14 protein-coding genes and 1 pseudogene are annotated in these 19,395 nt (G+C 71.7%); 11 read left to right on the forward strand and 4 right to left on the reverse strand.

The window, feature by feature from the left end:
- From B9S61_RS41140 to B9S61_RS28970, 7 genes and pseudogenes are all read left to right on the forward strand, one after another.
- Window positions 1–837: pseudogene (locus tag B9S61_RS41140) on the forward strand (non-ribosomal peptide synthetase); the annotation flags it as partial.
- Entirely contained in the window at window positions 834–1,898 is a 1,065-nt protein-coding gene (locus B9S61_RS28945; RefSeq protein ID WP_103544883.1) for a Gfo/Idh/MocA family oxidoreductase, read from the forward strand. The pseudogene B9S61_RS41140 and the gene B9S61_RS28945, both read left to right, overlap by 4 nt.
- A 70-nt stretch (window positions 1,899–1,968) precedes the next feature.
- Complete coding sequence (locus B9S61_RS28950; protein ID WP_103544884.1) at window positions 1,969–3,432, forward strand: MFS transporter; 1,464 nt, start codon at window positions 1,969–1,971, stop codon at window positions 3,430–3,432.
- Complete coding sequence (locus tag B9S61_RS28955) at window positions 3,429–5,222, forward strand: ABC transporter ATP-binding protein (protein WP_103544885.1); 1,794 nt, start codon at window positions 3,429–3,431, stop codon at window positions 5,220–5,222. The genes B9S61_RS28950 and B9S61_RS28955 overlap by 4 nt, the downstream gene beginning before the upstream one ends.
- Window positions 5,219–6,934, forward strand: coding sequence for an ABC transporter ATP-binding protein (locus B9S61_RS28960; RefSeq protein WP_103544886.1), 1,716 nt, complete (start codon window positions 5,219–5,221; stop codon window positions 6,932–6,934). Before B9S61_RS28955 ends, B9S61_RS28960 begins: the two co-directional genes overlap by 4 nt.
- 7 nt (window positions 6,935–6,941) lie before the next feature.
- The gene (locus B9S61_RS28965; RefSeq protein ID WP_181007588.1) at window positions 6,942–7,751 is read left to right on the forward strand and encodes a thioesterase II family protein; all 810 of its coding nucleotides are present in this window, start codon (window positions 6,942–6,944) and stop codon (window positions 7,749–7,751) included.
- Window positions 7,752–7,836: 85 nt separating this feature from the next.
- Window positions 7,837–9,447: a (2,3-dihydroxybenzoyl)adenylate synthase gene (locus B9S61_RS28970; protein ID WP_103544887.1), complete on the forward strand. Its 1,611-nt coding sequence runs from the start codon at window positions 7,837–7,839 to the stop codon at window positions 9,445–9,447.
- 56 nt (window positions 9,448–9,503) lie between these two features.
- On the opposite strand, the gene B9S61_RS28975 is transcribed toward B9S61_RS28970, so the two are convergent.
- A complete protein-coding gene (locus tag B9S61_RS28975; protein WP_103544888.1) occupies window positions 9,504–10,169 on the reverse strand; it encodes a TetR/AcrR family transcriptional regulator in 666 nt (221 codons plus the stop codon).
- Between the two features lie 323 nt (window positions 10,170–10,492).
- Entirely contained in the window at window positions 10,493–12,187 is a 1,695-nt protein-coding gene (locus B9S61_RS28980; protein WP_103544889.1) for a DUF885 domain-containing protein, read from the reverse strand.
- Window positions 12,188–12,951: 764 nt separating this feature from the next.
- On the opposite strand from B9S61_RS28980, the gene B9S61_RS28985 reads away from it, so the two are divergent.
- Both B9S61_RS28985 and B9S61_RS28990 read left to right on the forward strand, forming a co-directional pair.
- Window positions 12,952–14,325, forward strand: a complete 1,374-nt coding sequence (locus B9S61_RS28985) for a salicylate synthase (protein ID WP_103544890.1) — start codon at window positions 12,952–12,954, stop codon at window positions 14,323–14,325.
- A gap of 99 nt (window positions 14,326–14,424) precedes the next feature.
- Window positions 14,425–16,350, forward strand: a complete 1,926-nt coding sequence (locus tag B9S61_RS28990) for an AfsR/SARP family transcriptional regulator (protein ID WP_103544891.1) — start codon at window positions 14,425–14,427, stop codon at window positions 16,348–16,350.
- 131 nt (window positions 16,351–16,481) lie between these two features.
- On the opposite strand, the gene B9S61_RS28995 is transcribed toward B9S61_RS28990, so the two are convergent.
- On the reverse strand, window positions 16,482–17,771 hold the full coding sequence (locus tag B9S61_RS28995) for an AMP-binding protein (protein ID WP_103544892.1): 1,290 nt from the start codon (window positions 17,769–17,771) through the stop codon (window positions 16,482–16,484).
- A gap of 236 nt (window positions 17,772–18,007) precedes the next feature.
- Here B9S61_RS28995 and B9S61_RS29000 point away from each other — a divergent pair, with 236 nt between their 5' ends.
- Together B9S61_RS29000 and B9S61_RS29005 are read left to right on the forward strand one after the other, a co-directional pair.
- A complete protein-coding gene (locus B9S61_RS29000) occupies window positions 18,008–18,202 on the forward strand; it encodes a hypothetical protein (RefSeq protein ID WP_103544893.1) in 195 nt (64 codons plus the stop codon).
- Window positions 18,203–18,506: 304 nt separating this feature from the next.
- Window positions 18,507–18,839, forward strand: coding sequence for a hypothetical protein (locus B9S61_RS29005; protein ID WP_103544894.1), 333 nt, complete (start codon window positions 18,507–18,509; stop codon window positions 18,837–18,839).
- Between the two features lie 33 nt (window positions 18,840–18,872).
- Here B9S61_RS29005 and B9S61_RS29010 read toward each other — a convergent pair.
- The coding region (locus tag B9S61_RS29010) for a transposase (RefSeq protein ID WP_181007444.1) at window positions 18,873–19,395 on the reverse strand (523 nt) is incomplete at its 5' end.

Below are 19,395 nucleotides of genomic sequence, written 5' to 3' on the forward strand. Positions count from 1 at the left end.
ATCAAGGAGCTCACGGCCGACGGCCCCCTGCTGGGGCTCGCCGTGCCGGACAGCGACGGCTATCTCGAACTGGCCCCGCACCGGCTCGTCGAGGACCTCGGCGCCGCGTACGCCCGCGAGGTGCTCGCCGCCGGGCATCGCGAGGTCGAGGTGGTGGGCTACTGCTCCGGGGGGCTCGTCGCCGCGGAACTGGCCCGAGCGCTCGGCGAGGGCGGGGCCGTGGTCCGCGGGCTGACCGTGGTGTCCAGCTACCGCATCCCGTACCGGCTGGACGACGAGCTCATGGTCGACTACGCCTTCGCCCGCGTCATGGGCGGTGACCTGGACGCCCTCGGGTGGCCCGCCGACGAGGGCGACATGGGCCGGGCGCTCGCCGCGGCGCTGGCCCGCTCGCCGAAGGCGCTCGCGCCGGGGGCCTTCGAACAGCTCGACGGGGACGAAGGGCTGGACGCCGTGGCACGCCGCTTCCGGCTGCTGGCCCAGCGCTCCCGGGACGAGCGGCGTGCGGAGCTGCACCGGGCGCTCGCCCGCACCGAGGCGGGCCTGGGCGACGTCGGCCAGGTGGCGGCGCTGCACCGGGTGTTCTCGCATACGGTCGAGGCGGTCACGGCCTACGATCCGCTGCCCTACGCCGGCGACATCACCTTCCTGCGTCCGCTCGCGCCGACCCACTTCATCCCCGGCTTCCAGGACGACATGACGGGCTTCTGGCGGGAGATGTGCCTCGGCGAGCTGACGGTCGTCGACGTGCCCGGGGACCACTTCACCTGCGTCCAGCCGCCGCACGTGGCACGGACCGCCGAGGCGCTGACCCGGCGGACGGGAGCCGGGCGGTGAACGGCGCGGGGCGCGGCCCGCTGCGCGTCGTGGTGTGCGGCACCCGCTTCGGGCAGGTGTACCTGTCGGCGCTGCGCCGGTGCCCCGAGCGCTACCGCCTCGTCGGCGTGGTGGCCCGCGGCGGGGCCCGGTCGGTGGCGCTCGCCGAGGAGTACGGCGTCCCGCTGTACTCCTCGGTCGACCAGCTGCCCGGGGACGTGGACGTCGCCTGCGTGGTGGTCTCCAGCTCGGTCGGCGGCGGCCAGGGCGCGGAGCTGGCCCGGAAGTTGATGGAGCGCGGGGTGCATGTCCTGCAGGAACACCCGGTGCACCCGGCCGAGTTGGCGGACTGTCTGCGCACGGCGCGCGGCACCGGGACGCAGTACCTGCTGAACACCTTCTATCCGCACATCGAGCCCGTGCGGCGGTTCGTCGCAGCGGCGCGGCGGCTGGTGGAGCTGCGGACGCCGGTGTTCGTGGACGCGATGTGCGCCGTCCAGGTCTCGTTCGACCTGCTGGACATCCTCGGTGAGATCTTCGGTGGGGTGCGGCCCTGGTCCCTGGGCCCGGTCTCCGCGGCCGGTGACCGTCCGCTCACCTCCGTGGACGCCACGGTCGCCGGCGTCCCGCTGACCCTTCGGGTGGAGAACCGGATGGAGCCCGGTGACGACAGCACGAGTCTGTTCCTGCACCGCGTCACCGTCGGCACCGACGCCGGGAACCTGGCGCTGGTCAACACCCACGGCCCCGTGGTCTGGAGCCCGGTGCAGCGGACCGCGCCTGACCCGGTGGGCCGATTCGTGCCCGGCCCGGGCGCCAGTGCCGAGCTGCTGGGACCGGACGGGGCGCCGTCCTGGAAGGCGGTGCTGGAGGAGGTCTGGCCGGCGGGGGTGGTGCACGCCCTGGACGAGCTGGCGCAGCGGATCGCCGAGGGCGCCGATCCGCTGCGCGGGGCCCAGCGTCATCTGACGGTGGCTCACGCCTGGCAGGAGCTCACCGGCGCGCTCGGCTATCCGCAGGTCGCCGTTCCCCGGCCGGGATCCGCGGTGACTGCGGCCGACCTGCTCCCCGCCGTGGGGTGACAGGGATCTGGGCCCCGAGTACAGTTATCGTACGCGTACAAATACTGCGTACGACAATCATGGAGGAGCAGTGAACGAGAAGGGTCCGGACCGGGGGCGAGTGCTCCTCGCGGTGGCCTTGGCGCAGTTCACGGTGACGATGGTGATGTCGATCGTCAACGTGGCGCTCCCCGCCATTCGCAGTGGCCTGGGATTCGCGCCGGAACAGCTCTCGTGGGTCATCAACGCCTACGCGCTGGTGTTCGGCGGTCTTCTGCTGCTGGGCGGCCGGGCAGCCGACGTGTACGGCCAGCGGCGGCTGCTGGTCCTCGGCGCCGTGGTCTTCGCCGCGGCGTCGCTCGGCGGGGCACTGGCCCAGAACCCGGCCGAGATGATCGTCGCGCGGGTGGTGCAGGGCCTGGGCGCCGCCGCCATGGCGCCGGCCGCACTCGCGGTGCTCACCACCACCCAGCGGGAGGGCCGGGAACGCACCAGGGCGCTCGGTGTGTACGCCGCCGTGTCGGCCGTCGGCGGGGCGGTGGGCGTGCTCGCCGGCGGGCTGCTCACCGAGTACGGCGGCTGGCGCTGGGTCATGTTCGTCAACGTGCCGCTGGCCCTGGCCGTCGCCTGGCTGGCGAGGCGGCACGTGCCGGCGGGTACCGCCGCGGGGACGCGCCGGCTCGATGTCCTCGGGAGCGTGCTCGGCACCGGGGGCATCGGACTGCTCGTCCTCGGCGTCGTACGCACCAACGAGTACGCCTGGAGCTCGGCGACGACCCTCGGCACCCTCGCCGGGGCGGCGCTGCTGCTCCTCGCCTTCGTCCTGGTCGAGACCCGGTCGCGGGTGACCGACCCGCTGGTCCGGCTGGGCTTGCTGGCCCGGCGTGGCATCGGCGGTGCCAATCTCTTCCTGCTGCTGGTGTGCGCGGGGCAGTTCGCGGGCTTCTACTTCGTCTCGCTCTACCTCCAGCAGGTGCTCGGGCTGAGGCCGGTCGCCACCGGTGCGGCGTTCCTGCCCTTCTGCGCCGGCATGATCGCCGGCAGCGCTCTCTCGACCAGGCTGCTCGGTGCGCTGTCGGCCAAGGCCCTGCTGGTACCGGGCGCCCTCGTGGCGGCCGCCGGATTCGGCTGGTTCGCCCTGATCAGCCCCACCGGCAGTTTCCTGGCCGACATCCTCGGGCCGTCCCTGGTCGCGGGTTTCGGCATCGGCGTGTGCTTCGTGCCGCCGACCGGCGCGGCCACCCAGGGGCTGCCGCCCCACGAGGCGGGCATGGCATCGGCGCTGCTCAACAGCGCCCGGCAGATCGGCGGCGCGCTCGGGCTGGCCGTACTGGTGACCGTCCAGGTCCAGCACACCCGCGGCGCTCTCCGGTCGGGCGAGTCGCCCGAGGAGGCCATGACCAGCGGGTTCGGGCTGGGACTCGGCCTGGCCGGGGCGATTTTGGCCGTAGCCGCGCTGGTGGCCGCCGTCGTCCTGCCGGGGCGTTCCCGTGCGACCGCGCCGGCCCAGACGTCCGGCCACGTCGACATCCCCGTGACGGAGGTGGGGCGATGACCATCGAGGCGGAATCCGCCGGGCGGCCGCTCACCGGGCTGCTGCGTCCGCACCGGCTCGGCCTGACCGCGGTCCTCCTGCTGCAGATCGTCAGCGCCCTCGGGGGCCTCGCGCCGCTGGTCGCCGTCGTGGAGTTGGGACGTGCGCTGCTGCTGCCCGGCCCGGTGGACGAGGACCATGTGTGGAAGGTCGTGACCGTCGGGGCGGTCGGTCTGCTCGTCCGCGTTCTGTTCGGAGCCCTGTCCTCGGGCATCGGACACCTCATCGACGGCGAGCTGCAGTTGTCCGTGCGGCGGCTGCTCGCCGAGCACCTCGGCCGTGTGCCGCTGGGCTGGTACGCCCGGCGCAGCTCCGGCGAACTCGGCCAGGTGGTGCAGAACGACGTGGCCGCTCTGCACCCGCTGACCGCGCACACCCCGGGCGAGATCACCTCCGCGGTCGTCGTGCCGCTGGTGTCCCTGGTCTACCTGTTCGTCGTCGACTGGCGGCTCACCCTGATCGCCCTGGTCCCGGTGGTGCTCGGCCTGGTGCTGAACCTCATGCTCATGTCCGACAGCCGCCGCCGTGACCAGCTGGCCCTGGACGCGGCCATGGGCCGGATCGCCGGCTCCGCCGTCGAGTTCGTCGAGGGCATCTCCGTGGTGAAGGCATTCGGCGGAGCCGGCCGGGCACACCGAGCGTTCATCAAGGCGGCCGACGACTTCGCCGACTACTTCCTCGGCTGGGTGAGCGGCGTGGCCGCCCTGGGTGCCCTGGCCTCCCTGGCGCTGTCCCCCACGTTCGTCCTGGTCGTCATCCTCACCGGCGGGACGGCACTGATCACCGCCGACGCCATGCCACCCGCCGACCTGCTGCCGTTCCTGCTGCTGGGGCTCGGCCTGACCGCCCCGATCGCCGCGCTCGGACACGGCCTGGACGACGTACAGGCAGCCCAGCGGGCGGCCGGCCGGATCCAGGAGCTGCTGCGGGTCGCTCCCCTGCCCGAGCCGGCCACGCCCGTGCCACCGCGCGGTCACCGGGTGGAGCTGCGCGACGTCGCCTTCTCCTACGAGCCCGGACGCGAGGTCCTGCGAGGCGTCGACCTCGTCCTCGAACCCGGCACGGTCACCGCCCTGGTGGGGCCCTCCGGGAGCGGCAAGTCCACCCTGGCCCAGCTGCTGCCGCGGTTCTTCGACCCGACGCGCGGCAGCGTGTCGCTCGGCGGCGTCGACCTGCGCGACATCGGGTCACGGGACCTGTACCGCCTGGTCTCCTTCGTCCTGCAGGACGTCCGGCTGCTGCGCGCGAGCGTGGCCGAGAACATCGCCCTCGCGGTCCCGCACGCCGACCGCGACGACATCGTCCGCGCGGCAGGACTCGCCCGCATCCACGACCGGATCCTCGAACTGCCCCGCGGCTACGACACCGTGATCGGCGAGGAGGTGGGGCTGTCCGGCGGCGAGGCCCAGCGGATCTCCATTGCCCGGGCCCTGCTCTCCGACGCCCCGGTGCTGGTGCTCGACGAGGCCACCGCCTTCGCCGACCCCAGTACGGAGTACGACGTGCGGTGCGCCCTCGACACGCTCAGGGAGAACCGCACCCAGCTCGTCATCGCCCACCGCCTGGAGACCGTCGCCGAGGCGGACAAGGTCGTCGTCCTCCAGGACGGCGTCGTGGTGGAGCAGGGAACGCCCGCGGAACTCCTGGCACAGGACGGGAAGTTCGCGGCGATGTGGGAGGCACAGCGGACATGGCCCGACAGCGCGCCGCCGGCCCGGGAAGCGGCTGCGGAAGGAGGAGAGTACCGATGATCTCCCTGTTGCTGAGGGTCCTCGGCGACGAGCACGCCGGCCCGCTGCGCCGCACGCTCTCCCTGATGACCGTGGCCGCGGTGGCCGAGGGCTTGGCGTACGCGCTGCTGGTCCCCATCCTGCGCGTCCTCTTCGGCAGCGAACCGCAGCACGCCTGGGGATGGCTGGGCGCCTTCGCCGCCGCGGCGAGCGTCTGCGCCCTGCTGCGTTACCGCGCGGACGTGTCGGGCTTCCGCGCCGGTGCCGCGCTCTCCCGCGGACTGCACCACCGGCTCGGCGACCATCTGGCCCGGCTGCCCCTGGGCTGGTTCACCCCGCGCCGCGTGGGCGACGTGACCGTCCTCGCCAGCCGCAGTGTGCTGCAGGTGATGGCCGTCCCGGCCCACCGCCTGCAGCCGCTCATCTCCGCCGGGGCGCTCCCGCTCACCGTCGTCATCGTGATGCTGTGCTACGACTGGCGGCTCGGCGTGGCCGCGGTGGTGGCCAAGCCCGTCGTCGCGGCCGCGCTGATCTGGACCGGCCGGGCCACGGCGACCCACGACGCGGAGCGCGCGCGACGGGGCGACGAGGCGGCGGGACGCGTCATCGAGTACCTCCGTGCCCAGCCGGTACTGCGCTTGGGCGGCCGGACCAGCGAGCGGTTCCGGCTGCTGGACGACGCCCTCGACGGCCAGCGACGCGCGGTACGGCGTTCCGCGCTGTCGGCGCTGCCCGGCGTGCTGGGACTGTCCTTCACCGTGCAGGCGGTGTTCACCGCGCTGCTGGTGCTGGGCACCTGGCTCGCCCTGGGCGGCAGGATCGAGCCGGCCGAGGTGCTCGCGCTGCTGGTGCTGGCCGCCCGCTGCGTGGACCCGCTGCTGTCGCTCTCCGACCTCAGTGGTCAGATGCGGGCCTCCCGGGGGGAGTTGGAGCGGCTGGACGCCGTGCTGCGCGAACCGCCCCTGGCGGAGCCCGGGAAGCCGGTCGAGCCGCGCGGCAGCGATCTCGTCCTCGACTCGGTGGTCCTCCGCCGAGGAGGCCGCACCGTGCTCGACGGAGTCTCCCTGACCGTGCCCGAGGGCAAGCGGGTCGCGGTGGTCGGTCCCTCGGGGGCGGGCAAGAGCACCCTGCTGCAGCTCCTCGCGCGGTTCCACGACGTGGACGCGGGCGCCGTACGGCTCGGCGGCGTGGACGTGCGCGACATCGGCACCGAGGACCTGATGAATCGCGTCTCCGTGGTCTTCCAGGACGTCTACCTCTTCGACGACACCATCGAGGAGAACGTACGTCTCGGCCGCCCTGATGCCGACCAGGCCGGCGTCCGTGCCGCCGCCGAGGCCGCCCGCCTGGACGAGGTCGTGGCCAGGCTTCCGGACGGCTGGTCGACCAGGGTGGGCGAGGGCGGCGCCGTCCTCTCCGGCGGGGAGCGCCAACGCGTCTCCATCGCCCGGGCCATGCTGAAAAACGCCCCCGTCGTCCTGCTGGACGAGGCGACCTCGGGCCTCGACCCGGAGAACGAGCGTGCCGTCCAGGACGGCCTCGACCGCCTGCTGGCGGAGCGGACCGTGGTCGTGGTCGCCCACCGGCTGGGCACCGTCCAACAGGCCGACCTGATCGCCTTCCTGGACAGCGGATGGATCGTCGAACAGGGCACCCACGAGGAGCTGTTGCGTCGTGGCGGCCGCTACGCCCAGTTCTGGCAGGTTTCCCTGACCCCCGTACCGAGCGAGTGAGGCGGAGATGCAGACCGACCCCCTGATACCCGACCGCACCGGGACGGCGGTACGCCGTCCGGTCCCTCGCCGGTGTGCGCGAGCCCGGGTGCTGTGCTTCCCGCACGCCGGCGGCGCCGCGAGCCACTACCGGGCGTGGGCCGCGGACGCCCCCTGGGACGTCGAGTTCGCGGTGATCCAGTACCCGGGACGCGAGGACCGGTACGGGGAACCGGCACCCACGGACATGGCCGAGCTGGCCGGTGCGATCACCGTCGAACTCCTGGCCGACCGGCACGAGGGCGCGCAGCTGCCCCACGTGCTCTTCGGGCACAGCATGGGTGCCGCCGTGGCGTACGAGGTGGCCCGGGGACTGACCGCCGCCGGCCGGCCACCCGCCGCCCTGGTGGTGTCCGGCCGCCCCGCTCCGCCGCTGTCCAGGCCGGGCACCGTGCATCTCGGCAGCGACGACGACCTGCTGGCCGACCTGCACCGGCTCGGCGGCACCAGCAGCCGCGTCCTGGACGACGCGTCCCTGATGGCCGCCGTCCTGCCCACCATCCGCCGTGACTACCGGCTCATCGAGACCTACCGGCCGCTGCCCGGCGTGCTGCTGCGCGCCCCGGTCACCGTCCTGTACGGCGACCAGGACCCCGAGGTCGACGAGCGGGAGGCCGCGGCGTGGCGCGAGGCCACCGAGGGCCCCTGCGAACTGCACGCCCTGCCCGGGGGCCACTTCTATCTGGAGGCGCACCGCCGACAGGTCCTCGACCACGTCATGGCCCAGGCCCGCAGGACGGCGACCGCCACGCCCCAGCGGTGGCCCAGCATGCCGTGACCCTTGGCCGCGGCGTGCCGCGACCAGGCCGACGCCCGATCACGGCCCGGCCGAACCCATCTCAGCCGACCTCAGGGGGACCCCGATGAGTGAAGACCTTGTGAGACCGCCCGCCGAGGTGATCCGGCGGTACAGGGAACGCGGCTACTGGACGGACGAGACGCTGGCCGAGTGGCCGCACCCGACCCCCGACCACAGCACCCGGACCGCTCTGATCACCCCGGACCGGTCCGTGACCTTCGGCGAACTCGACCTGGCGGCCGACCGGACGGCCGCGGGACTGCGGGCCCGCGGGTTGCGGGCCGGTGAGCGCGTGGTCGTGCAGCTGCCCAACACGCCCGAGCTGGTGGTGCTCTCGCTGGCGCTGTTCCGGCTGGGTGCCTTGCCGGTGTTCGCGCTCCCCGCCCACCGGGAGGCGGAGATCAGCCACCTGGTGGACACGGCGGAGGCCTCCGTCTACGTCTGTCCGTCGGAGTCCGTGGAGGGTGACTACGCCCGGCTCGCCAAGGAGGTCGCGGCCCGCTGCGGCACCCTGCGGGAGGTACTGGTCGCAGGCGGCGGCGCGTTCACGCCACTCGACGAGGTGGACGCGGAGCCTGTCGAACTGCCCGCGCCCGATCCGCTCGACGTGGCACTGTTCCTGCTCTCCGGCGGCACCACGGGCCGGCCCAAGCTGATCCCCCGCACCCACGCCGACTACACGTACCAGTTGCGTGAGAGCGCACGGCTGTGCGACTTCGGCCCGGACAGCCGCTACCTGGCGGCGCTCCCCATGGCGCACAACTTCGCGCTGGCCTGTCCGGGCGTGCTCGGCGTGCTGCGAGTCGGCGGAACGGCCGTACTGGCGCCCGCCCCCACACCGGACGTGTGCTTTCCGCTGGTCGAGCAGGCCGGGGCCACGGCCTCCTCGCTCGTTCCGCCGCTGCTGCGGCTGTGGCTGGAGGCCGCGGAGTGGAACGACTGCGACGTCTCGTCCCTGCGACTGCTCCAGGTGGGCGGTGCGAAGCTGGACGCCGACACCGCGCGGCGTGTGCCCGCCGCGCTCCGCTGCGGGCTGCAGCAGGTCTACGGAATGGCCGAGGGCCTGCTCAACTTCACCCGCCTGGACGACCCGTGGGACGTCGTGTGCGGCACGCAGGGGCGCCCGCTGTCACCGGCCGACGAGATCCTCGTACTGCGCCCGGACGACCGGGCCGCCGCCCCGGGCGAACCGGGCGAGTTGCTCACCCGCGGTCCCTACACCCTGCGCGGCTACTACCGTGCGCCCGACCACAACAGGACGAGTTTCACCGAGGACGGCTACTTCCGCACCGGTGACCTGGTGACCCGCACGGCCGACGGGAACCTGGAAGTGGTGGGCCGGGTCAACGACGTGGTCAACCGGGGCGGCGAAAAGGTACCGGCGCAGGAGTTGGAGGAGCACCTGCTCGCCGACGACCGCATCAGGGCCGCCGCGGTCATCGCGCTGCCCGACGAGCTGATGGGGGAGAGCACGTGCGCGTGCGTCGTGCCCGACGACCTCGGTGACCCGCCCACGCTCCGCGAGGTGCAGGCCGCCCTGAGGACGCGCGGCATCGCCGCCTACAAGCTGCCCGACCGCTTGGTGGTGCGGGCGAAGCTGCCGCTGACGGGCGTGGGCAAGGTCGACAAGAAGGCACTGCGCGCCCAGGTGCTCGACGGGGGATCGGCCGGCTGAACCGCCGCCGTCCGTGGCCCGCGGATGCCACCACGGGCCACGGACGCGCTGCCGGGTCAGACGCGGGCGATCAGCCCGGCGACCACCGCTTCGAGTCCTTGGCGGTGGGTGTCGCGGGCGGTGAGCTCGGCCCACCGGTCGGCCAGGGACACCAGCCGGGGGTAGGTGTCCGCCGGCAGGGTGGCGAGTGCCCGGTCCCGGTGCGACGGCTGGTTGCTCGCGGCCTGGTGGCGCGCGCGGGTCACACGGATCATCAACTCGCCCACGGTGTAGTACCAGATGGTGCGGTACGCGTCGACGGCCTGCTCGGAGGTGAGGCCACAGCCGACGGCGGCGTCCACGATCGCCTCGACGATCCACAACGCAGAGGCGGCCATGAGGTTGTCCGTGGCGAGCACCTCGACGATCCAGGGGCAGTCGGCGAGCACGTCGTGCAGGAGCTGCCCCGCCGCGATCATCCGCTCCCGCGGATCTTCGGGCAGGTCGGGATGCGGGATGCTCTGGGCGTGCGCCTCCAGCAGGAGCAGCAGGAGCTCGTCCTTGTCACGCACATGGTGGTAGATCGCCATCGGGGTGCTGTCGAGCTCTTTGGCCAGGCGCCTCATCGACAGATTGTCGGCACCTTCCTCCGCCAGCAGCCGCTGAGCGGCTGCGATGATCGCCTCCTGCGACAGCCGGGGGGGACGGCCGGTCCTGCCAACGCGTTTGGTTCGAGACTCCATCCGTCCCTGTTCCTTCAGACTTGATGAGCGATTCCGTGGACGTCATGGCCCGATGGGCGATGGTGATCTGGTCGGGACGAGAGCCCGGACCCCGCGGGTGGCGCGATGGCCCCGCCCGGCGCCGGAAGCAGGCCGGGCCGCAGGGGGCCGCATCGGACACCGTGCGGATGGACCCGCTGTCAGCTGCCCTGACGTCCGCAACCCGGTGACGTGCCCGAAAACGCCGGGACTTGCGGGATTGCCGCTGAGGATTTGTTGAAAACACACCTTAGCACCAGGCACCGGGGTCCGAGAACTCGGCCCGTCACCCGCCACACGGACGCTCACAGCGCCGAGATCTCGCTCAGCAGGTCGTCCAGGCCGAGGGATCCCTGGGACAGCGCGGCCATGTGCCAGGCCTTGAGGTCGAAGGCCGCACCGTGCCGGGCGCGGGCCGCCTCCCGGCCCTTGAGCCAGACCCGCTCACCGAGCTTGTAGCCGATGGCCTGCCCTGCCATACCCAGGTAGCGGATGATCTCGCTTTCGACGTAGTGGGCCGGGCGGCTGCTGTGGCGGGCCAGGAACTCCTCGGCCAGCTCGGAGGTCCAGCGCTCTCCGGGGTGGAAGGGGGAGTCGGACGGTATCTCCAGCTCCAGGTGCATCCCCATGTCGATGATGACGCGGATGGCGCGGTGCATCTGGGCGTCCAGGTAGCCCAGCCGCCGTTCGGCGGAGGTCAAGAAGCCCAGCTCGTCCATGAGGCGTTCGGCGTACAGCGCCCAGCCCTCGGCGTTGGCGCCGACGAGGCCCACGGTGGTCTGGTACCGGGAGAGGCTGCCGGCGACGTGTGCCCACTGGGCCAGCTGCAGATGATGGCCGGGTACGCCCTCGTGGTACCACGTGGTGACCAGGTCGTAGGCGGGGAAGCGGGTCTCGCCCATCGTCGGCAGCCAGGTGCGGCCGGGACGGGAGAAGTCCAGCGACGGCTCGGTGTAGTAGGGGGCCGCGGCGCTGCCAGGCGGAGCGATGCACGACTCCACCCGGCGGACCGGTTCGGCCAGTTCGAAGTGGGTGCCGTTCAGGGCGTCGATGGCCTCGTCCATCAGGGACTGGAGCCACTGCCTGGTCTCCTCGACGCCCTCGACGGCCTCGCCGTACCGGTCGCACCAGGCCAGCGCCCGCCAGGGATCCCCGGTGCCCGGCAGCACCTTCTCGGCCTCCGTCCGCATCTCGGCGAGCAGACGGTGGAACTCCGCCCAGCCGTAGGCGTACGCCTCCTTCAAGTCGAGGTCGGTGCCGTTGTGGTAGCGCGCGAGGAGACCGTAGCGTTCGGGGCCGACGATGTCCGGGGTGCCCTCGACAGCCGGGGCGTAGCTGTCCCGTAACCATGTGCGCAGTTCCACCAGGGCTTCGGTGGCCGTCTGGGCGGCCGCGGTGAGTTCGGCGCGCAGCCGCTCGGGCCCCGGGTCGGTGAAACACGCGAACCAACTGCGGCCCGCGCCGATCCATTCGGTCAACTGCCCCAAGACGGCGGTGACTTGGCGGGAGCCTGCGAGCAGGCCCCGTTGGCGTCCGGTGTCCAGGGCGGCCCGGTAGCCCCCCAGGGCGTCCGGTACGGCGCGCAGCCGCCGGGCGATCGCCGCCCAGTCCTCGTCGGTGTCGGCGGGGTTGAGCGTGAAGGAGGTGCGGACCTCGTGCAGCGGTGAGCTGATGTTGCTGACCGTGCGCAGCCCCTCGCCTGCCTTGTGCACGGCGAGTTCGGCGGTGAGCCGCTCGCCCAGCAGGCGGGCGCAGCGGCGCTCGACGGCGCTGTCCGCGCCGGGTGCGGTCTCGGCTGCGGCGAGCTGCTTCAGGGTGGCGCGGGCCAGGTCGGCCACCGCGTCCTGGCCCGCCGGTGAGAAGTCGGGGAGCCGGCCGGAACTCGCGGTGACGCCGATATACGTGCCCATGATCGGGTTGAGGTCCACGAGAGTGTCCACATAGGCGTCCGCGACCTGGCGGGGCAGCCGACTTCCCTCAGGAATGGTGGTGTTGGACATGCGGGCCATCCTCGTAGGGACCAGTCCGCCTTGTCACCACCGAATGCGACGACGCTCCTCGGTGCCGATGGGGGGCTGGTCGGCGGGCCGGTCAATGGCCTTGTGGCCATGCGTACTATACGCGTATACTACGCATGTGCGGAAGTGCCGGAGGGATGTGCCAAGGGCCTCACCGTGAGCTCCTCGTGAGCTGCGACGGCAGGGTTGTCATCCCCCGTCAACCCTGCCGTCGCATTCTTGACTCTTAATTCAACGCTTGCCTGTTTTCTGAGTTCTGGCTCCCGCCTGCCGGTCGCTGGCCGGTTTTGATTGGTTGTGGTAACCCAGTGTGATTGACTGCAGTGTTGTTGCCGACTGCTCGGTCGACGTGGCGGATCCATCGACAGAGCGATCATTGATACGGGGGGAACAATGCATGGTCGTAGTCCGGCGATAGTGAGACGCTCTTCTCCAGTCGTCGAGTGGAGCAATTCTGTGGCTTCTGTGGCTTCTGTGGCTCATTGAGGATGGGTGACGATCATGCCGTGCGATGTTCGACCACATCGCGATCCGCTCCGCTCTCTGTCTGAATCCCGTGTATCGGTATGTACGGGTGACACCGCTTTCCAATTGATCCGGAAGGTTCTTCGCTGTCGCCCCGTCATGCCTGTTTCCCGTACGGCCTGCTCCACTTGCTCGGCATTCCGTGAGGCGGACTGCGGCCGTCGGCGAGCTCACCCCTGCTCGCCCGGACGCGGCGTCGCCCTGTACTCGGAGGAAGTGACATGAAGGCCCATTACCGCACTGCCGTGGTGCACACGTCTCGTGAACCGCTGGACATCGCCGTGGGGTTCGCCGCCTCAGGCCTCTTCGACACGACCGTGGTCCACGAGACCGCGGGCGAGTGGTCCATAGCCGGCGGAGTCGCCGCCGAGGTGATAGTTGATGCCGCAAGCATTCGGTGTACGAGAGACGGCGTCACCAGAGTGGAGCCCTGGTCCGGTGACCCGCTGACTGCGGTGAAGAAATTCCTGGCCGACCTGCCGATCCATGACTGGACGGCGTACGGCTGGTGTGCATTCGAGCTCTCCCACGCCATCGCCGGAATGGCAGTACAAGAGGGAACTCTTCTTCACCTCGTGGTCCCGCAGACAGAGCTTCGGCTGGCTGGCTCCCTGGTCCACCTGCACAGCCTCGAAAGCGACGCGCTGGCCACCGCCGAGAACACGGTGGCCCGCATCGCGGCGGAATCCACACCGACCGATTCACCGACCGTTCCGGCCGACCTGGAAATCGGCGCGGACGACTATCGCCGGAGTGTCGCGTCGCTAGTCGCGGACATCCGTGCGGGGACGCTGCAGAAGGCCATCCTTTCCCGGGAGATACCCGTGGCGGCCGAGATCGACTTCCCGGCGAGCTACCACAGAGGACGCCTGGAGAACACTCCCGCCCGGTCCTTCCTCCTCGACATGGGCGGGCTGCACTGCTTCGGATTCAGCCCGGAGACCGTCGTGGAGGTCTCCGCCGACGGTCGCGTTTCCAGCCAGCCACTCGCCGGCACGCGAGCTTTGACCGGGGACCCCCAGCTGGACCAGAAGCTCCGTGACGACCTTCTCGCTGACCCCAAGGAGCTGCACGAGCACGCCATTTCAGTGAAGGTCGCGGTCGACGAACTGATCGGCCCGTGCGAGCCGCAGTCGGTCGTCGTCCAGGAGTACATGTCGATCAAGGAGCGCGGTTCGGTTCAGCACCTGGCCTCTCGCGTGGTGGGTCAGCTGCGCGAGGGTGCGAGTGCCTGGGACGCCTTCGCCGCCGTCTTCCCGGCCGTCACGGCCTCCGGAGTGCCCAAGCGGGCCGCCTACCGGGCCATCAGCCGGTACGAGCGGAACCGGCGCGGCCCCTACGCCGGTGCCGTGCTGAAGGTCGGCGAGGACGGTGCCATGGACGCCGCCCTGGTGCTGCGCAGCGTCTACGGGCAGAGCGGCCGGACCTGGTTGCGGGCCGGCGCCGGCATCGTCGAGCGCTCCACACCGGATCGTGAACTCGAGGAGACGAGGGAGAAGCTGCGGTGTGTCACCGCATCGTTGGTGGCGTGCGGCGACCGCGCCGGAACCGCGGCCTCCCACACGGACGCCGTCCGTACCGTGGCACACGACTGATCGAGACACATCTCTGCGGGCGAGGAACGAACCGATCCTGGAGGCAACGGCACGATGGTGACGGTGGGGGAATGTCTCTCTGTTCAATTGCTGGGTCCCGTGCGTGCCTGGAGAGGCGACACGGAGGTCGTCCTGGGGCCGCCGAAGCAGCGTGCCGTCCTCGCGCTGCTGGCCGACCGGGCCGGTGACGTGGTGAGTATCGAGCACATCATCGACGCGGTCTGGGGAAGCGATGTCCCCCAGACCGCCGCCAACGGTGTGCACACCTATGTGGCCGGCTTGCGCCGGGTGCTGGATCCCGGCCGCAGCAGGCGGGGCAGCAGCTCCACCCTGGTCTCCGCGGCCGGTGGCTACAGCCTGCGCGTCAGCCCCGACGTGGTGGACCTCACCCGGTTCACCCAGTGCCACGCACAGGCCCGCCGGGCCGGCGCGGAAGGCGATCTCAAAGGGGCCCTGAAGCTGTATCAGGAGTGCCTGTCGCTGTGGCGGGGCGAGGCGTACGGGGGCATCCCGGGGCCGCACGCGGCCATGGAACGCACCCGGCTGCAGGACCTGCGGATGACGGTCGTCGAGGAATGGGCGTCGGACATGCTGCGGGCGGGCCGCCAAGGCGAGGTCGTGGCCGACCTGTCCGCGGCGGTGGCCGAGGAGCCGTTGCGGGAGAAGCTGCGCTGGCTGCTGATGCTCGCCCTGTACCGCTGTGACAGGCAGGCCCACGCGCTGGCCGTCTACACGGAGACGCAGCGGCTGCTCAGGCGGGAACTGGGCATCGAGCCGGGCGCGGAGCTGGCGAACCTGCACCAGGACATCCTGGCCGGACGCGAGGTCGCCGCCTGCCGGGACGAGTCCCGGGCCCCGGTCGCCGCCCTGCTGGGCAGCGCGTCGCCCGACCGTCCCCGTCCCGCCCAACTGCCGCCGGTGGCAAGGGGGTTCGTGGGTCGAGGAACAGAACTGAGCGAGCTTGAGAAGCTCTTGTCCGAGGACGTGTCGCGCTCCGGCGCCGCCACGACCGTGGCCGTCGTGGACGGCCTGGCGGGCGTGGGCAAGACGGAGCTCGCCCTGCAGCTGGCCCACCGGCTCACCGACCGCTTCCCGGACGGCCAGCTGTTCGTCGATCTCGGCGGCACGGGCCTGCGAGGCAAGCGGCTCACCGCGTCGGAGGCGCTCGGCCAACTGCTGAGCAGTCTCGGCGTCGACGCCGCGTGGATGCCCGGCGACCTGGCCGAGCGGGTCAGCCTCTATCGCAGTCTGCTGCACGGGCGGCGGACGCTGGTGGTGCTCGACGACGCGCTCAGCGCCGAACAGGTCCGCTCGCTGATCCCCGGCGGGCCGTCGGTCGTGCTGGTCACCAGCCGGCACCGGCTCACCGGACTCGCGATCCGGGATGGGGCCCACCTGATCAAGCTCGGTCCGCTGTCCGAACGCGAGTCGGCGGAGCTGCTGACCTACCTGGGCGGGGACCGGCTCCGGCACGAGAGAGCGGTCACGATGCGCCTGGCGCGCATCTGCGAGGGGCTCCCGCTGGCTCTGCGCAGCGCAGTCGAGGGGCTGATCGCGGCACATGACGTCCCGCCGACCGCGGCCGTCAGACGGTACGCCGACAGGCGCCGACTGCTGGACCACCTCACCGTGGAGGGCGACGCGGCCGCGAACGTGCGCACGGTGTTCGAGGCGTCCTACCGGGCGCTGCCCGACGAGGCAGCCCACATGTTCCGCTACCTGGGCCTGTCCCCTACCGGTCCAATTACCGTGCAACAGGCCGCGCTCCTGGCCGACACGAACCCGGCGACCACCCGGCGCCTGCTCGACGTACTCGCCGACCGGCATCTGCTGGAGCGGACCTCCCGGGGCTGCTACCGGTTCCACGGCCTGATCGGGATCTACGCTGCCGAGTGCGCCGAGTACGAGCCGAAGGGCCACCGTGACCTGGCACGTGTCCGGCTGCGTGGATGGGAGGACGGCTTCGTCTCGTGCCGCGTGGAGGCCCAGAAGCAGAACAAGACGCCCCAGGTGACCATGGCCTGACCGGCCACCGTCACGGAAGCGGCGGGGCCGGCACTCCGTGCCGGCCCCGTGCACGGTCGAGCGAATCCCGGCTGCCGCACGGCTCCGCACCGGCCGGCCCCGGCGTCCGGCGGGTGTGCAGCCGTCCCTTGTCAGGCCGGTCCGGCCAGTTCGAAGCCGCCGTCCGCCGTACGGCGCACCGACACCCGGGAGCGCAGCAGCGCGGACTCCTCCCAGGCGGGCGCCGAGTGGCCGGGTCGGCGAACGGCGTCGAAGGGGAGCGCGTCACCGGCGGCGCACAACTCACCTTCGCGGCCCACCTCCTGATGCCGGCCGTTGCGGTCCAGCACGCGCACCCGGACGTGCGGCACCGCGGTGCCGAGCGCGCCCGGCGACACCGCCTCGCCCGTCGGCCCGACCTCCCGGGAGGTCCAGGGCAGCGCGCCGTCGACGGGGGCGAAGTCGGCGCGCAGCCGGGCACCCGGCAGTGCCGCGAAGTGCCGGGCGACCAGTGCGGCCGGGACCGGGCCGCCGAGGAGCTGCACGAGCCGGGGCCGGATGGGGAGCGTCGCCATGACGGCGTCGTACTCCTCGGGGCTGAACACGGCGGCGCACGGCATCCCGTCCCGTGCCGCAGGCGCGCCGGTGTCCGGCAGTGCGCGCAGCGAGCCCCCACAGGCGAACGCCCACCACATCGCGGACAGAGCGCGCGGGTCAGCCGGAGGGCCGGCCACGAACACCCGGTGCGGCGCGGGGCCCGCCGCCCGGATCCGCTGCGCGGTGGCGAGCCGCCAGGCGCGGTGGTCGGTCAGGTAGCCGACGGGTCCCTCAGGCCCGCCGCCGAAGAGCATCAGGAAGGCGACCTCCCTCGGGTGGGACAAGGGGAGAGCCGGCTCCCGCCGGTGAACGGTGAGGAGCCGCGTGGTCCCCTGGTCGTCGAGGGGCAGCACCGAGTACCGCCGCGGCCACGCGCCCCGGGTGGAACGGCTGCACAGGACGGTGGAGACGCCGCTGATCGCGGCGATCGCGCGCAGTTGCGCTCGGTTGTGGCCGTGCGCGGCCGGCACGCACACCCCTCCTGCCTTCAGGACGGCCAACTGCGCCACCAGTGCCTGCTGGTGGTCGTCACAGTGGATGATCACGGGATCGCCGAGCTGGACTCCGCCGTGGACCAGTACCGACGCCAGCTGGGTGGCCTGTAGTTCGGCCTCGGCGAAACTCAGCTCACCGCGAGCGTCCTGAACGGCGACCGCGTTGGGGCGGCGCTCGGCCGCCCGGGTGAACAGGGCGTCCAGGGTGCCCTCCGATGACGGAAGCGCCCCCCCGGCCGCCGTATTAAGCGTGCCGGGGGCGGAGGCACGCGCCATGGCGAGGGTGGGTGTGGGGCGAGGTGTCCGTAGGGCGCGCGCGTGGCTCGGCGTCATGGCGCGGTCAGTGGTCACGGTGCTTCCTCCCGGTCGGCATGGGACCAGCCTGGTCGTACGGTCTGGGGAAGTTCTTGATGAACGTCCCTCCTCCTCGGACGGCGGCCACGAGGTAGCAGCGCAGTCCCTGCAACAGGGGGTGCTCTGGAACGCAGATGGTGCCTACGCTCACCTTTCGGAGGGCCGCGGTGTGGTGACCGATTCGCGCGTGCCGCCACCGAACGGTCGGCGATCGCGTGCAACGAGTGCGTTACATGGCGGAGTCCGCGGTGCCCACCTTCGGCTTACCAGACGAAAACTCTGGCCTCGCAGCGCCGCAGATCGCACTCATGTGCGGGATCACCGGCGTCACCGCGGTGCTCTGCGCCGCGCGCTTCGGCGAACTCGAGGGGATACGGCATTGCCGAGTCCTGAGCCGGTACGGCGTCGACCAGGGCGGTGGGAAATGATCTGTATCAGCGTGGGAGACGATCTCCGAGGAAGGTCGCATCGGCACTGACCAGTGGCTTTCGTCGGTGCCCCCACCCAGGGCATCGCTCTCAGCGCCTGCACCCAGGACCTTCTGGACGCGTGGCTGGACGACTATCCCGGCCGCGGCCCACGGGTACACGGCTTCCTCGCCTGGACCAGCCGCAACGACCACGCCCGCCCCATTGCCGTCGAACTCCCCACGCCCGCCTTCACCGGCCAGCTCATCGCTCAGGACGCGCGCTGGCAGCTGGTCAGCCGGCTCATCCACGACAACGAGATCCCGTGTCCGACAAGGCGGCGGGACTCCTCGCTCTCCTCTTCGCGCAGAACCTGTCCCGGGTCGTCGCCCTCACCACCGAGCACGTGGAGGTCGCCCGGGGCGCGGTGCTGCTCCGGCTCGGGCAGGTCCCGGGCCGCTTCCCGACGCAGCACCTCAGCAGCAGCCAGCTGGTACGTCGCCTCCATGCGCTCGGTATCCGGCTCCGGATGGCCCGCAACACCGCCCTCGTCGAGCTGGCATCCGAACTACCCGCCGTCATGGTCAGCCGACTGCTCGGTGTACACCAAAACACCGCCGACTCCTGGAAGCGCATAGGCGGGCAAGACAACAACTAGCAGCACCGCCGACTCTGGTGCGCAATTCGTGTGTCAACTGGCGAGTTTGTAGCTGAGTCGGGTGAGGTGGCTGCTGCGTGAGCGGTCCAGGGGCTGCCCGGCCCAGTGGGCGTCGAGTCGTACGATGTTGATAGCGGTGGCGGAGAAGGCGTGTTGGAGGCGGACCTTGGGCAGTCCGCGGTAGCGGGCCCGGCGGATCCCGGTGACGTCCAGGGCCTGGTTGACGGTGCCCTCCACCCCGGCCCGCAGCTTGTACCGGGTCTTGAAGGAGTCGGTCTTCTGCTCGGCGCGGGCGGCGGCGAGGGTTTCGTGCAGTTCCTTCGGCCGCAGTGTGAGCATGCGGTTGCCGCGGGCCGCTGCGGTGCACTTGCCGCGGGAGGGGCAGGTGCGGCAGTCGGCCTTGGCGAATTCCACGACGATGGCGTCGCGGCCGTGCTGGGTGACGGGATACCAGCCGCTGCTGGTCCGTCCTTCGGGGCAGCGGGCCTGGCGGGTCTTCCAGTCGACGGTGAAGGCGGCCTTGTCGAAGCCGCTCGCGGCTTTGGCCTGTGCCGAG

Origin of the sequence: Streptomyces sp. SM1, assembly GCF_002910825.1 — a bacterium.
In the GTDB taxonomy this organism is placed as follows: domain Bacteria; phylum Actinomycetota; class Actinomycetes; order Streptomycetales; family Streptomycetaceae; genus Streptomyces; species Streptomyces okerensis.